Source organism: Stenotrophomonas sp. 22DLJC03 (assembly GCF_056861405.1).
The window spans coordinates 734,145-747,674 of sequence record NZ_JBSPUG010000003.1; the positions used below are offsets into that span (position 1 = coordinate 734,145).

A 13,530-nucleotide genomic window follows, 5' to 3' on the forward strand; every position below is an offset into this window, starting at 1 on the left:
GTTCCGGCGCTGCCTTGCTAGTGTGGAGCCGAGCCCACGCTCGGCTGATTCTCTGATCCGGGCATGGGCTCGGCTCTACAGGAGCGGGGCGGTTGTGCCCCGCAGCTGATCAGAACGCCCAGGTAAACGTCAGCGAGCCGTTGCGGCCATCGCCGTACGCACCGTAACCGGTGATCTGCGAGTAGTACTTCTTGTCCAGCAGGTTGTTGAGGTTGGCCTGCACGCTGAACTCCGGCGAGATGCGGTAGCGCAAGAAGGCACTCACCAGCGCGTAGCCTTCCTGTTCGAAACGGCCCACCACCGGCGCGGCGTAGTAGATGCGGTTCTGCCAGTTGGCACCGCCACCGACGGTCAGTGCCTGCAGCGACTGCGGGGTATAGCTGGTGAACAGTTTCAGCGCGGTCTGCGGCAGGTTGGTGTTGATGTCGGCGTCGTTGATGTCCTTGGCCACATAGCGCGAAGCACCGAAGGTGGCATTCCAGCCCGGTGCCAGTTCGCCGTTCACTTCGAACTCGAAGCCACGGCTGACGGTGCCGCGTGCGGCGATCGATGCGAACTCGCCTGGACGGCCGATGATCGGTTCGCTGGTGGCCTGGGCCACGTTGTCCTGTTCGATACGGAACACCGCCAGCGAAGCGTTCAGGCGGTTGTCGAACCAGGCACCCTTGACACCCACCTCGTAGCTCTTGCCATCAACCGGATCGAGGTAGCGGTCGTTGCGGTCGCGTGCGGTCTGCGGCTGGAAGATCTCGGTGTAGCTGGCGTAGGCCGAGTAGGTGTCGTTGATGTCATACACCAGGCCGGCATACGGGGTGGTCACCTTGTGCTCGCGGTCGTCGTTCTCGCCTTCGCTCTTCCAGTTGGTGTAACGCGCACCGAGGATCAGCTTCAGCGGATCGGCCAGGGACAGGCGTGCGGCCGCGTAGCCGGCCTTCTGGGTGATGGTGCCCTGGCTGGCGAGCGCCAGCGGATTCCAGTTCGGCTGGGCGATGTTGCCGGTCCAGTTGAGATAGCTGTCGAACGGTTTCCAATTGGGACCGCCCATTTGGAAGTCACCATAGTTGGCGAACTCGCGCTTGTTGTAGCTCAGGCCGGCCATGAACTGGTGTTCGCGTCCGAACAGCTGGAACGGTCCGTCGATGTAGCCATCGATGCCATCGACCTTGCGCTCGGTGTTGTAGAAACCGGCCATCGGTGTGACGCCAGCACCGGTATTCTTGTCGAACGCGGTGTAGGACGGATAGAACAGCTTGTCGTCGGCCTTGGTGCGGTCATGGGTGGCGCCGATCTTGAACTTCCAGCCATTGCTGAAGGCGTGCTGCAGGGTGGCGAACGCACGCTTGCTGGTGGTATCCCAGTAGGTCCAGTCCGGCGACGGATTGAACGAGGTCGGGTAGTTGGTCGGGCTACCGTCGGCGTACCACATCGGGAAGCCGCCCCAGGTTGCGCCGTTGGCACGCTTCTGCTGATAGTCGTAGCCCACGCTGAGCTGCGTGTCCGGGGTCAGGTCGGCGTCGATCACCGCATAGCCCAGTGTCTTGCGCTGGTTGTAGCGGTCCATCTGGCCATCGGTATCCAGGTAGCTGCCGATCACGCGGCCACGCACCGTGCCGCTGGCATTCAGCGCACTGCCGACGTCCACGGTGGTCCGGGTGCGGCCCCAGCTGCCCACGTTCACCGAGACACTGCCGGTCAGCTCGGCGCTGTCGGCGTGCTTGCGGATCAGGTTCACCGATGCGGATGGATTGCCGGCGCCGCTGAGCAGGCCGGTGGCGCCGCGCACGACTTCCACGCGGTCATAAAGGGCCAGGTCCAGGCCGGAATCGCCGTAGCTCCAGTTCTGCACCATCTGCGTCGGCAGGCCGTCGAACTGGTAGGCATCGATGTAGAAGCCGCGCGCGTAGAACTCGGTGCGCTCGCTGTCGGACTGGGTGCTGGTCACGCCGGTGGTGTTGGCCAGCACGTCGATGATGTCGTCCAGCTTCTGATCTTCGATGCGCTGGTGGCTGATGATGCTGACCGACTGCGGGATCTCGCGCGGTGCCAGATCGAAGCGGGTGCCGGCCGAGGTGCGGCGTACCGAATAGCCTTCGGCACGCTCGCCCTTGACCACCACCTTGTCCAGCGTGGTCGGGTCGGCGGCGGTGTCGGCAAAGGCGGCCGGGGCCACGGTGCAGAGAACAGCGAACACGGCAATGGACAGCCGCTGCGGCTGCAGGGTACGGAAGGCGGGACGGGTCATGGGGAATCCTGGACGAGCACGCGCGTTCGGCCGGCATCCAGGAGGCGAGGCGCTTACGGGTAGGGGAAGGGCGGGCAGGCCGTCCTGGCACCACCGGAAACGAAAGAAATGGTAATACGAACTATTCCCATTTACAAACCATGAACGATGAAGGCAGTCGGGCATGCTTGACGGTACAAAATGGGTCAGCGCAGCAGTGGCAGTGGATCGCGTGCACCGTCGGCGCCGTAGATGCCCCAGTGCAGGTGCGGCGGCGTGCCCTTGGCGTTGCCGCTGTCGCCGACGTGGCCGAGCAGGTCGCCGGGCTGGACCACCTGGCCGCGCGCCAGGCCCTCGGCCCAGCCTTCCAGATGCGCGTAGTAGTAGCGTTCCCGCCCGGGCCCGATCACCCAGACCTGGCGACCACCGAGGCCGCGTTCGCTGACATCCGCGATGACGCCGGCAGTGACGCTGCGCACCGGCGTGCCGCGCTTGGCGAAGATGTCGATGCCGGCGTGGGAGCGGTCACGGCCTCGCGGCGCGCCGAAGGTGTCGGCAATCTGCCGGGGGCGTACACCCTCCACCGGCACCGGCAGTTCGGTGGCCGGCGGCATCCGCGATAGTGCCCACAGCATTTTCGGCGCGGCCGCCCATGGGCTGTTCCAAAGCATCATCGCGGCAACGATGGCAATGCCCAGCCACAGGCCGCGCAGCAGCCAGCGGCGCAGGCGGTGGGCAGGAGAGGGGAATGTGCTCATGGTCTCCGGCTGTAGCGTCGAGCCATGCTCGACGGCTGTTGCTTTGCGGTAGTAAGGCAGTCGTGCATGGCTCGACGCTATGGAACTGGCAGCAGCGGCACTTCGAAACTCCGCTTCAACGTGCCCAGTGCCACCGAGGTGCGGAAGCGCTCGATGTTGTCATCGCCACCGAACAACCGCTCGGTGATCGTCTCGTACTCCTCCATCGACGCCGCCGAAAGCAGCAGCAGGAAATCGCCGTCACCGGTAATTGAATAGCACTGCTGCACGGCCGGGTCGTCCTGCACGCGGCGCTTGAACGGCGCCACGCGTTCGCGTTGCTCGCTGACCACGCGCACCTCGACAATGATGGTCAGCGGCCGCCCCACCTTGGCCGCGGCAACCACGGCCACATTGGCCGCGATCACGCCACTGTCCTGGAGGCGCTTGATCCGGCGCTGCACCGCAGGAGTGGACAGGTGCACGGCCTCGGCGATCTCGCGCTGCGGCAGGGTGTTGTCCCGCTGCAGCAGGTCGAGGATGGCGCGGTCGAAACTGTCGAGCGCGGGGGCGATGGCCATGGTGAGCAGAAATTGCACGAACGGGCTGTCAATTGAGCCAAGTGCTCGGCGCCGGCGCAATAGACTTTGCGCATGCAGACTTCACGATTCGCGCCGATGTTGCCGGCGCTGGCAGTGCTCGGTTCGGTCACCTCGCTGGCCATCGGCACGTCCTACGCCAAACACCTGTTCCCGCTGATCGGCGCGCAGGGCACCAGCGCACTGCGGGTGGGCTTTTCGGCGCTGTTGCTGCTGCTGTTCTGGCGGCCGTGGCGCTGGAAGACCAGCCGCGTGGATGCGATCACCATCCTGCGCTACGGGCTCACCCTGGGCCTGATGAACCTGCTGTTCTACATGGCCCTGCGCACCATCCCCTTCGGCATCGCGGTGGCCATCGAGTTCACCGGCCCGCTGACAGTAGCGATGCTGTCATCACGACGACCGATCGACTTCCTGTGGGTGGGCTGCGCGGCGGTGGGGCTGCTGTTGCTGTTGCCGATCGGTGGCGGCCCGGCGCTGGATCCGGCCGGCGTGCTGTATGCCATGGGCGCGGCGGCGTGCTGGGGCCTGTACATCGTGTTCGGCAAGCGTGCCGGTCACCTGCATGCCGGGCATTCGGTGTCGCTGGGCCTGCTGGCCGCGTCGCTGGTGGTGGTGCCGGTGGGCGTGGTACATGCCGGCGCCGCGCTGCTCGATCCGAGGATCCTGGCCGCTGGCCTGCTGGTGGCGCTGGTGTCCAGCGCGATCCCGATGTCGCTGGAGATGATGGCGCTCAAACGCCTGCCGAAGGAGACCTTCGGCATCCTGATCAGCATGGAGCCGGCGGTGGCCGCGCTGTGGGCGATGCTGCTGCTGCACGAGCACCTGCATGGACTGCAGTGGCTGGCCATCGGCTGCACGGTGCTGGCCTCGGTGGGCAGCACGATGACGGCACGACGGCTGAAGGCGCCGGTGGTGCAGGCGGGGTAGCGCCGGGCCGTGACCGGCGGAGAGCGTGCGGACCAACGGTCCTCACCCACCAGGGCAGCGTGCCAACCAAGGTTGGCACCCACCAGGGCAGTGGTCCGCACCCACCAGAGCGGCGTGCCAACCAAGGTTGGCCCCTACCAGGGTAGGTAGCGCCGGGCCATGCCCGGCGAGCGCAGCGGAAGCGCTCAGCGCAGGGCGTTGGCCGGTACGTCGATCGCCATCGCCAGCGCGAGGTGATCGGAGAACGCCGCCGGTACGGCTTCCACGCTGCGGGTCTGCAGGCCGCTGCTGACCAGGATGTGGTCGATGGCGCGGTCGGGGCGCCAGCTGGGGAAGGTCGGCACGATGCAGCCGGGTGGCTGCAGCCGGGTCTTCTGGTACAGCACCTGCATTTCCGGGCGTTCGGCCAGGCAGTTGAAGTCGCCCATCAGTACGGCGTTGGGGTGGTCGGACAGCAGCTCGGCGATGAAGCCCAGCTGCGACATCCGCGAACCCGCCCCCAGCGACAGATGGGCCACCGCCACCGCCAGGCCGTCCTCGCCATCCCCGAACTTGGCCAGCAGTACGCCGCGCCCGCCGATGCGGCCGGGCAGGGCGTGGTCCTGTACTTCCACCGGTTCCAGTTTGCTCAGCAGGCCATTGGCGCTGGAGGCAACCCCGCCCATGCGCCGGTTCGGCTGGTGGCTCCAGTAGTTGAAGCCGGCGCGCTGGGCCAGGTAGTGGGTCTGGTTGGTGAAGCCCGAGCGCAGGCTGCCCGGGTCGGCCTCCTGCAGGCCGACGATGTCGTGTTCGCGTGCCAATGTGGCGATCGCGTCAAGACTGCTGCGCTTGCGACCCGCCGGCAGTGCATGTGACCAGCTGCGGGTCACATAGTCACTGTAGCGGCGGGTACTCGAGCCGGCCTGGATGTTGGCCGTCAGCAAGCGCAGGGTCCGTGTGTGGGGGGAAGTCACGGCCGGGAACAGCTTCTCTTGGATCAGTGAGCCTGGGCCGCACCGCGCTCGCGGGCGATCAGGTGGTCGGCGATGCGCAGCATGTCCGGGAAGCTCTTGCCCTTCACCAGGTACTTGCCGTTGACGATGATCGACGGGGTGCCGCTGATCTGGCTGCGCTGGGCGAACTGCTTGGCCGAGTTGGTCTTGGCGTTCACCGCGAAGCTGCCCATGGTGGCGGCGAACTGCTTCGGATCCACGCCATAGGCGCCGTAGAACTTGGCGATGTCGTCCACCGAGTCACGGCCGCGCTCGCCCTTCAGGGTCTTCTGCGAGTGGATGGCGGCGTACAGCGCTTCGTGGGTCTTTTCCTGCACGCCCAGGGTCTGCGCGGCGTAGAAGGCACGGGCGTAGTCATCCCAGGTGCCGCCGAACATGGCCGGCACGTAGACGAAGTTCACATCGCTCGGCAGGCCGGCCTTCCACGGGCCGACCAGCGGCTGGAACGCTGCGCAGGCCGGGCAGACATAGCCGAAGATCTCGGTCACTTCGATCTTGCCGGCGGCCGGCTGGAACGGCTGGCCGTTCGGGATCACCTGGTAGTCGGCGCCTTCCACCGGGGCCGGGCCGGTCAGTGCGGCGGTGGTAGGGGCCGGTGCCGCGGCCGGTGCGGCTTCAGCCGGGGCCTTGTCGCCTTCAGCGGCCGGGGCGGCGCCTTCGCTGCCAGCGGCCGGTGCTGCCGGCTCGGTGGTGGCCGGAGCGGCGGTCGGCTCAGCCGGGGCGGCGGTGGTGTTGGTGCTGCCATCGTCGGCCTTGCAGGCGGCCAGGATCGGCAGCAGCGCTGCGAGTGCGAGGGCGTAACGGATCTTCATGGAAACGTCTCCAGCATCTGGATAGGTGGGGCCGGCAACCAGTGCCGGCCAGAGGGAAATGATGACATGCGGCGGCGACAGCGCCGTGTCGATGGTGTGTATTGGTTCAGCGGCCGCGGGCGGCGCGGGCCTGGGCGATCAGCGCCGAGGCGATGCGCAGCTGGTCGTCGAAACTGTTGCCACGCACCAGGTACTGGCCGTTGATGATGATCGCCGGGGTGCCCGGAATCTTGGTGCGCTGGGCGAAGGCGCGGGCCGCGTCGACCTTCTTCTGCACCGCATCGCTGCGCAGGGCCTGGATGTAGCGGTCCGGGGTCACGCCATAGGCCTTGTAGAAGTTGGCGAGCTCATCGGCCGAGACGTTCTGCATCGGCAGCGAGCCATCCTGATGCAGGGCCTTGAACACGGCCGCGTGGCTGCGCTTGGCCACGCCTACCTGGTCGGCGGCGTAGTAGGCCAGCGCCCAGGCATCCCAGGCGCCACCGAATGCGGCCGGGACCGGGGTGAAGCGCACGTCGGCCGGCAGCTTGGCCGCCCAGGCTTCCAGCTGCGGCTCGAAATGGGCGCAGTGTGGGCAGGTGTAGCCAAAGACTTCGACCACCTCGATCTTGCCGGCCAGCGGCTGGAACGGGCCCGGCTGGGCGATGCGTTCGTAGTCTTTGCCTTCCACCAGCGGCGCGTTGGCAGGGGGGGCGGCGCTGGCGGCCAGCGGCAGCAGGACCAGCAGGGACAACAGCAGGCGGGAAATCAACCTCATCGACACGCATCTCCGTTGAAAAAAGCAACGCCGGCGCAGTCGCCGGCGTGAAGGAAACATACCGCAGGCGCGGGCCGTGGTGGCGGCCCGGGCCGACCAATGGTGGTCAGGGGGCGGCGGCCGGTTGTGCCGGCACAGGCGCGGCAGCCACGTCATCGGCCTTGTTGTGCAGGCCCTGCAGGTAGCTCGACAGCGCCTGCACCTCCTGCTCGCTCAGCTTCTGCGCGACCGCAGCCATGATCTGGAAGTGCGCCTTGTCGGTCTCGTGGGTCTGCCCGGCCTGGTATTCCTGCAGGCGCCGCGCGACGTAGCTGGCGTGCTGGCCACCGATATGCGGGTAGGCCGGGCCCGGATTGCCGGCGCCGCTGGGGCCGTGGCAGGCCATGCAGGCCGGCAGGCCACGCTTGGCGTCGCCGCCGCGGTACAGCTGCTGGCCGATCTCATAGAACTTCATGCCCTTGTAGGGGCCTTCGGTGACCGCCGTGTCGTCGGCGATGCCGGCGGTGGCTTTCTGCGTGGCGAAGAACGCGCCGATATCGCGCATGTCCTGCGGGGTGAGGTTCTGCACGAACGGCACCATCGCCACCGCCGCACCGGAACTGCGCTGGCCGTTGGCGATCAGGGCCATCTGCTGGGCCACGTAGCGTTCGCTCTGGCCGGCGATGGACGGGTACATCTCCACCGTGGAGTTGCCGTCGGCGCCATGGCAGGCCGCGCAGGCCGAGGCCTTGGTCTGGCCTGCCTTGGCATCGCCCCAGTGGGTCTTGCTGAAATCCACCTCCAGCGAGGCGGTGTTGATCGGCCCGTTGTCGGGCAGCGGGGTCAACGTGGTCTGCGCGAACGCAGCGGCGGCAACGACTACGGCAGTGGCAAGGGCGGATACGGCAAGAACGCGAGCGTGGCGCATGCTAAAGCTCCGTATGGACCGGGCCGGGCGGCAGCCACGGCATCGCCCGGATTATCAACGCCGTTTCCGCGCACGGTCAACGCAGCAGTGCAGCATTTTCCCGGCAGAGGGCCCTGGGCCGGGCGCGCGGTGCCGCAACATGCGATCCTATGCACATGTCATTGCTCATCGAACGCGCTCAATACCACCTCTCTGCCCACAACATGGGGCAGCTGCCGCCCGATGAGGGGGCCGAAGTGGCCTTTGCGGGCCGCTCCAACGCCGGCAAGTCCAGTGCTCTCAACGCATTGACCCGCCAGAACAGCCTGGCCCGGGTCTCCAAGACCCCCGGCCGCACCCAGCAGCTGGTGTTCTTCCAGGTGACCCCGGAAGCCCATCTGGTCGATCTGCCCGGTTACGGCTACGCCAAGGTGCCGCTGGACCTGCAGGCGCACTGGCAGGCCTTCATCGACCGCTACTTCCGCACCCGCAATGCGCTGAGGGGGCTGGTGGTGGTGATGGATATCCGCCACCCGCTGAAGGACTACGACCGGCAGATGCTGGCCTATGCCGTGCAGCGTGGCCTGCCGGCGCATGCGTTGCTGACCAAGGCCGACAAGCTGAGCCGCAGCCAGCAGATGCAGACCCTGCAGAAGGTGCGCAAGGAACTGCACTCCTCCTTCGGGGATACGGTCAGCGTGCAGGTGTTCTCCGGCGCCGCCCGCACCGGTGTGGACGAAGCCCGCGGCATCATCGGCGGCTGGCTGGGGCTGGAATAAGAACAAGGTGCGCCGGGCGACGCCCGGCGGCATTCCTGTAGAGCCGAGCCCATGCTCGGCTGCCGCGCGCAGCGCGGCGAGACCCCGAAGAACCGAGCATGAGCTCGGCTCTGCAAGGTTTCATTTCAGCGGCGAATACTCCGCCGGCACCCAGGCATAGGCCTGGCCCTCGCTGCGCACATGGCCCAGGCCGGGGAACGGCAGGTGCGCACCTGCCACCCACCAGCGGTTGGCGGTGGCCTGCTGCAGCAGGCTGCGGCGACTGGTGATGGCCGCCTTGCGGTCCGAATCGGCCTCGAACGCGGCCTCCGGGTGCGCGAACTGCACCGCGTGGAAGTGCAGCACATCACCCCACACCAGCAGTGACTGGCCCAGGCTGTCGAACCGGTAGGAGACATGGCCCGGGGTATGGCCATGGGTATCCATCGCCACAGCACCGCCGGGCAGGGCATCGCCGGGGCTGAAGGTACGCAGATGGCCGCTGGCCTGGTACGGCGCTACCGCGTTGCGTGCCAGTGGGAAGGCGAAGCGTACGCCTTGCGGTGCACTGGCCTCGCTGGCCGGGTTGAGCCAGTAACCGGCATCGGCCTTGGACAGCCACACCGTGGCGTTCGGGTAGGCCGGCTTGCCCTGCGCGTCGAGTACGCCACACAGGTGATCCGGATGGGCATGGGTCAGCAGCACGTCATCCACCTCGGCCGGGTCGACGCCGGAAGCACGCAGATTGCCCAGCACCTGGCCCAGGCCAGGACCGAAGCACTGCGCGGTACCGGTATCGACCAGGGTCAGGTGATTGCCCTGACGCACAAGGAAAGCGTTGATCGCGGTCTGCAGCCCCTTCTTGTCTTCCGGCACATAGCGACCTTCCAGCAGGCGGCTGACCAGCGTCGGCGGCACGTCCACCACTTCCTGCCGGCCCAGTGCGACCACACCATCGAACAGGGCGGTGACCTGCAGCGCCCCGACGCGCTGGTGGTAGACGCCGGGCACCTGTTGTGTGGGGGCAGGCGAGGTGGCTTCGGCCAGCGCGGTCAGCGGCAGGCAAGACAGGGCCAGCAGCAGGGCGCCGTGCAGCGGCAGGTGACGCAGGGTCATGGCGGTTCTCGGTGGATGACGGGCAATTCCGTTGCTGCATAGCCTGCCGTGGCCGGTGTGCGCGCGGCGCTCAAACCACTACGCGGAATGCTCAGGGAAGGGGTGTCTGCAGGGCTGCGCCCTGCACCCGCAGAGGCAAAAGCCGAAGCAACAGCAACAGCAACAGCAACAGCGGCTATCCGTGGGATGGCGGGGTGGGTCCGGTTGCGGGGGACGCTGCAAGTACGTCCATGTAAGCTCGGTCGCCGCTTGCTCGTGTGCGCTGTCCTGCGCACACGGCAAGGCCCGGGTTGGGCGTCCTGCCCAACCCGCCCGAGGCATGCCTCGGGCCCATGCGGCTCACGCCCCCGCAACCGGACCCACCCCGCCTTCGACAGTTTTCCTCGATCTGTTGGATCTGACCCCAGAATTTCATTCGATATCTGACAGATGTGTCGACCAAGGTCGACACCTACCAACAGCCGCCGGAATCTATCGAAGGCGGGGCACTGTGGGGTTGCGGGGTGTGAGCGGCATGGATGCCGCGACCAAGCCCCCACGGACGGGTTTACGGCGTCCCCGCAAGCCCACAGTGCCCCGCCATCCCACGGAATGCACGCTGTTGCTGTTGCTTCGGCTGTTGCCGTTGCCTCTGCGGGTGCAGGGCGCAGCCCTGCCGAACACCCTCAAATGTCTGTAGGAGCCAGCCCGTACTGCTCGGCAAAGCGCTTGCTGAAACTGGCGGCAGACCGGTAGCCCGCGCGTGCGGCCACGGTCTTCAGCGGCAGATCCGTCGTGTACAGCAACGTCATTCCATGTGCCAGCCGCGCCTCGGTCAACAACTGCCGCAGGCTGGTGCGCTCGGCTGCCAGCCGACGGCGCAGGGTCGCGCCGCTCAGCGCGAACTGCTCTTCCACATCGCGTGATTGCCAGTCGCGGGCCGGTTCGGCGGCGATGCGGTCGCGGATCTGTTCACCCAGGCTCGGTACCTGCGGCAGCAGCAGGTTGCCATGGCCCTGCCGGCACAGGGTCAGTACCAGCGAGGCCAGGGCCAGCCGTGCGTCGCTGTAACGGCCGTCCTGCAGCGATTGCCGCCACTGTCGCAGCACCGCGCCATGCTCGGTCAATGGCAACCGCCCCATCATCGGGCCGGGGCTGGGCAGCGCTTCGCTCCACAGCGTGCGCGCCGCGGCCAGTACTTCGGCACACAGCGGTACGATGGCACTGAGGTAGCGGCCGGTCCCCGGGTCGGGCGTGTTGACTACATCGATGCGGCAGCGCTGGGTGATCAGCAGGATGTCGCCGGGCACGAAATCCAGCGACTGATGCGCGGTGCGTACCTGCTTGCGGCCTTCCAGCAGGATTGCGAACTGCGGCTGTGGAATTTCCACCGAACTGGCGCCGTGTTCGCGGCGCGCAGTGATGCAGGCATAGCCTTCGGCGCGCTCGCAGCCGGCCAGGCTGGCCATCTCTGCCAGCAGGGCGACGGCCGGTGGCAGCATCGTGGTCATGACACGTGGGCTCCCAGCAGTCTGCCGACACCGGCAGCGGCGGCCATCGCCAGCGCGCCCCAGAACATTACCCGGATCGCACCGCGTGCAGGCGAAGCACCGCCGGCCCGGGCGGCCATTGCGCCGGTCAGGCACAGGCCGAGCAGGGTGCTGGCCGTGGTCATCATCGCTACCTTGTCGGCCGGTGCCAGCAGCGCGGTCAGCACCGGCAGCGCGGCGCCGCAGGTGAAGGCACCGGCCGAGGCCATCGCCGCCTGCAGCGGGCGTGCGCGCAGTTCTTCGGTGATGCCCAGCTCGTCGCGTGCGTGGGCGCCCAGCGCATCGTGGGCGGTGAGCTGTTCGGCCACCTGCCGCGCCAGTGCCGGCTCCAGGCCGCGGTGGCGGTAGATCGCGGTCAGTTCGTCCAGTTCGCTGTGCGGATCTTCGTGCAGTTCGCGCTTTTCCATCGCCAGGTCGGCGTCTTCGGTGTCGGCCTGGGTCTGTACCGACACATACTCGCCGGCGGCCATCGACATCGCGCCGGCCACGGTGCCAGCCACGCCGGTGGCCAGGATGGTCGCGGCGGAGGCGCCGCTGGCGGCCACGCCGACCACCAGGCCGGCGACCGAGACGATGCCATCGTTGGCGCCCAGTACGGCGGCCCGCAGCCAGCCGACGCGATCGGCACGGTGGAGCTCGGGATGTCGTGAATGGCGGCTCATGGCCCTGAGTGTACGAGGGTCAAGAGGGTGTCGGTAGGATGCTGAAACCCGTCACCGTCGCATGACGCGATGAAGTGCCACGCTATAGTGCGCCCTTGCGATGCAAGGCTCCCAGCCCCACATCCCCTGCCACTGTCCAGCGAGTCCTCCCCTTGTCGAGCCCCAGCCACGTCGCCGATACGCCCATTACCGACCGCTCGCAGCTGGTGGCGGAGATCGCCTCCGGCGAGAAGCCCCGCGCGCAGTGGCGCATCGGTACCGAGCACGAGAAGTTCGGGTTCCGCCTGGATGACCTGCGTCCGCCGACCTTCGAAGGCGAGCGCGGCATCGAAGCGCTGCTCAATGGTCTGGTGCGGTTCGGCTGGGCACCCGTGCAGGAGAACGGCAACACCATCGCCCTGCTGCGCGATGGCGCCTCGGTGACGCTGGAACCGGCCGGCCAGCTGGAACTGTCCGGTGCGGCGCTGGAAACCATCCACCAGACCTGCGTGGAAACCGGCACCCACCTCAATGAAGTGGCGCAGGTGGCCGGTGAACTGCAGCTGGGTTTCCTCGGCATGGGCTTCCAGCCGAAGTGGACGCGCGATGAAATGCCGTGGATGCCCAAGGGCCGCTACAAGATCATGCGCTCGTACATGCCCAAGGTCGGTTCGCTCGGCCTGGACATGATGACCCGCACCTGCACCGTGCAGGTGAACCTGGATTACGCCAGCGAAGCGGACATGGTGAAGAAGTTCCGCGTGTCGTTGGCGCTGCAGCCGATCGCCACCGCACTGTTCGCCGACTCGCCGTTCACCGAAGGCAGGCCGAACGGCTACCTCAGCTACCGCTCGCACATCTGGACCGATACCGATGCCGATCGTACCGGCATGCTCGACTTCGTGTTCGAGGACGGCTTCGGTTACGAGCGCTATGTCGACTACCTGCTCGATGTGCCGATGTATTTCTCCTACCGCGATGGCATCTACCACGATGCCAGCGGGCAGAGCTTCCGCGACTTCATGCAGGGCAAGCTGCCGGTGCTGCCAGGCCAGCTGCCGACGCTGCGCGACTGGTCGGACCACACCACGACCGCGTTCCCGGAAGTGCGCCTGAAGAAGTACCTGGAAATGCGCGGCGCCGATGGTGGCCCGTGGAGCCGCCTGTGTGCGCTGCCGGCATTCTGGGTCGGCCTGCTGTACGACCACACCGCCCTGGATGCCGCCTGGGATCTGGTGCGTGACTTCACCCTGGCCGAGCGTCATGCGCTGCGTGACGGCGTGCCGAAGCATGCGATGAACCTGCCGTTCCGCAATGGCAGCGTGCGTGACCTGGCCCGCGAGGCGGTGAAGATTTCCGTGGAAGGCCTCAAGCGCCGTGCCGCACGCAATGCCGACGGCCAGGACGAGAGCAAGTTCCTGGACGTGTTGCAGGAAATTGTCGAGTCCGGCCTGACCCCCGCCGAGCGCAAGCTGGCGTTGTTCCATGGCCGTTGGCACGGCGACGTCGATCCGGTGTTCCGCGAGTTCGCGTATTGATCGCCTTGCGGGGT

At 67.2% G+C, this 13,530-nt stretch carries 13 protein-coding genes; 3 read left to right on the forward strand and 10 right to left on the reverse strand.

The window, feature by feature from the left end:
• Positions 1 to 109: 109 nt before the first annotated feature.
• The 3 genes from fhuE to AC13GA_RS14065 form a co-directional block, all read right to left on the reverse strand.
• Positions 110 to 2,242 (reverse strand): ferric-rhodotorulic acid/ferric-coprogen receptor FhuE, encoded by a 2,133-nt coding sequence (fhuE, locus tag AC13GA_RS14055; protein WP_482998381.1) that lies wholly within the window; start codon positions 2,240 to 2,242, stop codon positions 110 to 112.
• 185 nt (positions 2,243 to 2,427) lie between these two features.
• A complete protein-coding gene (locus tag AC13GA_RS14060) occupies positions 2,428 to 2,979 on the reverse strand; it encodes a M23 family metallopeptidase (protein WP_295379888.1) in 552 nt (183 codons plus the stop codon).
• A gap of 77 nt (positions 2,980 to 3,056) precedes the next feature.
• The gene (locus AC13GA_RS14065; protein WP_482998457.1) at positions 3,057 to 3,539 is read right to left on the reverse strand and encodes an Lrp/AsnC family transcriptional regulator; all 483 of its coding nucleotides are present in this window, start codon (positions 3,537 to 3,539) and stop codon (positions 3,057 to 3,059) included.
• 72 nt (positions 3,540 to 3,611) lie between these two features.
• On the opposite strand from AC13GA_RS14065, the gene AC13GA_RS14070 reads away from it, so the two are divergent.
• A complete protein-coding gene (locus AC13GA_RS14070) occupies positions 3,612 to 4,487 on the forward strand; it encodes an EamA family transporter (protein ID WP_253078713.1) in 876 nt (291 codons plus the stop codon).
• A gap of 185 nt (positions 4,488 to 4,672) precedes the next feature.
• On the opposite strand, the gene AC13GA_RS14075 is transcribed toward AC13GA_RS14070, so the two are convergent.
• From AC13GA_RS14075 to AC13GA_RS14090, 4 genes are all read right to left on the reverse strand, one after another.
• Positions 4,673 to 5,410, reverse strand: a complete 738-nt coding sequence (locus AC13GA_RS14075) for an endonuclease/exonuclease/phosphatase family protein (protein WP_211195202.1) — start codon at positions 5,408 to 5,410, stop codon at positions 4,673 to 4,675.
• A gap of 53 nt (positions 5,411 to 5,463) precedes the next feature.
• Positions 5,464 to 6,291 carry a thiol:disulfide interchange protein DsbA/DsbL gene (locus tag AC13GA_RS14080; RefSeq protein ID WP_136638980.1) on the reverse strand — a complete coding sequence of 276 codons (828 nt, stop codon included), beginning with the start codon at positions 6,289 to 6,291 and terminating at the stop codon, positions 5,464 to 5,466.
• A 106-nt stretch (positions 6,292 to 6,397) separates the two neighbouring features.
• Positions 6,398 to 7,048: a thiol:disulfide interchange protein DsbA/DsbL gene (locus AC13GA_RS14085; RefSeq protein WP_482998382.1), complete on the reverse strand. Its 651-nt coding sequence runs from the start codon at positions 7,046 to 7,048 to the stop codon at positions 6,398 to 6,400.
• A gap of 106 nt (positions 7,049 to 7,154) precedes the next feature.
• Positions 7,155 to 7,955 (reverse strand): c-type cytochrome, encoded by an 801-nt coding sequence (locus tag AC13GA_RS14090; RefSeq protein WP_136638981.1) that lies wholly within the window; start codon positions 7,953 to 7,955, stop codon positions 7,155 to 7,157.
• Between the two features lie 155 nt (positions 7,956 to 8,110).
• On the opposite strand from AC13GA_RS14090, the gene yihA reads away from it, so the two are divergent.
• Entirely contained in the window at positions 8,111 to 8,713 is a 603-nt protein-coding gene (gene yihA / locus AC13GA_RS14095) for a ribosome biogenesis GTP-binding protein YihA/YsxC (protein ID WP_041864681.1), read from the forward strand.
• Positions 8,714 to 8,833: 120 nt separating this feature from the next.
• Here the strand turns inward: yihA and AC13GA_RS14100 are convergent, their stop codons facing one another.
• From AC13GA_RS14100 to AC13GA_RS14110, 3 genes are all read right to left on the reverse strand, one after another.
• Entirely contained in the window at positions 8,834 to 9,808 is a 975-nt protein-coding gene (locus tag AC13GA_RS14100) for an MBL fold metallo-hydrolase (protein WP_337302189.1), read from the reverse strand.
• A gap of 665 nt (positions 9,809 to 10,473) precedes the next feature.
• On the reverse strand, positions 10,474 to 11,298 hold the full coding sequence (locus AC13GA_RS14105; protein ID WP_046982986.1) for a helix-turn-helix transcriptional regulator: 825 nt from the start codon (positions 11,296 to 11,298) through the stop codon (positions 10,474 to 10,476).
• On the reverse strand, positions 11,295 to 11,999 hold the full coding sequence (locus AC13GA_RS14110; RefSeq protein ID WP_046982987.1) for a VIT1/CCC1 transporter family protein: 705 nt from the start codon (positions 11,997 to 11,999) through the stop codon (positions 11,295 to 11,297). Before AC13GA_RS14110 ends, AC13GA_RS14105 begins: the two co-directional genes overlap by 4 nt.
• Before the next feature lie 152 nt (positions 12,000 to 12,151).
• On the opposite strand from AC13GA_RS14110, the gene AC13GA_RS14115 reads away from it, so the two are divergent.
• Positions 12,152 to 13,516: a glutamate--cysteine ligase gene (locus tag AC13GA_RS14115; protein ID WP_482998383.1), complete on the forward strand. Its 1,365-nt coding sequence runs from the start codon at positions 12,152 to 12,154 to the stop codon at positions 13,514 to 13,516.
• Positions 13,517 to 13,530: the final 14 nt, after the last annotated feature.

Excerpts from the sequence above, each read along its gene's own strand:
- fhuE (WP_482998381.1), bottom strand. The coding sequence starts at position 2,242 with ATGACCCGTCCCGCCTTCCGTACCCTGCAGCCGCAGCGGCTGTCCATT.
- AC13GA_RS14065 (WP_482998457.1), bottom strand. The coding sequence starts at position 3,539 with ATGGCCATCGCCCCCGCGCTCGACAGTTTCGACCGCGCCATCCTCGAC.
- yihA (WP_041864681.1), top strand. The coding sequence starts at position 8,111 with ATGTCATTGCTCATCGAACGCGCTCAATACCACCTCTCTGCCCACAAC.
- AC13GA_RS14085 (WP_482998382.1), bottom strand. The coding sequence starts at position 7,048 with ATGAGGTTGATTTCCCGCCTGCTGTTGTCCCTGCTGGTCCTGCTGCCG.
- AC13GA_RS14070 (WP_253078713.1), top strand. The coding sequence starts at position 3,612 with ATGCAGACTTCACGATTCGCGCCGATGTTGCCGGCGCTGGCAGTGCTC.
- AC13GA_RS14105 (WP_046982986.1), bottom strand. The coding sequence starts at position 11,298 with ATGACCACGATGCTGCCACCGGCCGTCGCCCTGCTGGCAGAGATGGCC.
- AC13GA_RS14060 (WP_295379888.1), bottom strand. The coding sequence starts at position 2,979 with ATGAGCACATTCCCCTCTCCTGCCCACCGCCTGCGCCGCTGGCTGCTG.
- AC13GA_RS14100 (WP_337302189.1), bottom strand. The coding sequence starts at position 9,808 with ATGACCCTGCGTCACCTGCCGCTGCACGGCGCCCTGCTGCTGGCCCTG.
- AC13GA_RS14090 (WP_136638981.1), bottom strand. The coding sequence starts at position 7,955 with ATGCGCCACGCTCGCGTTCTTGCCGTATCCGCCCTTGCCACTGCCGTA.
- AC13GA_RS14080 (WP_136638980.1), bottom strand. The coding sequence starts at position 6,291 with ATGAAGATCCGTTACGCCCTCGCACTCGCAGCGCTGCTGCCGATCCTG.
- AC13GA_RS14110 (WP_046982987.1), bottom strand. The coding sequence starts at position 11,999 with ATGAGCCGCCATTCACGACATCCCGAGCTCCACCGTGCCGATCGCGTC.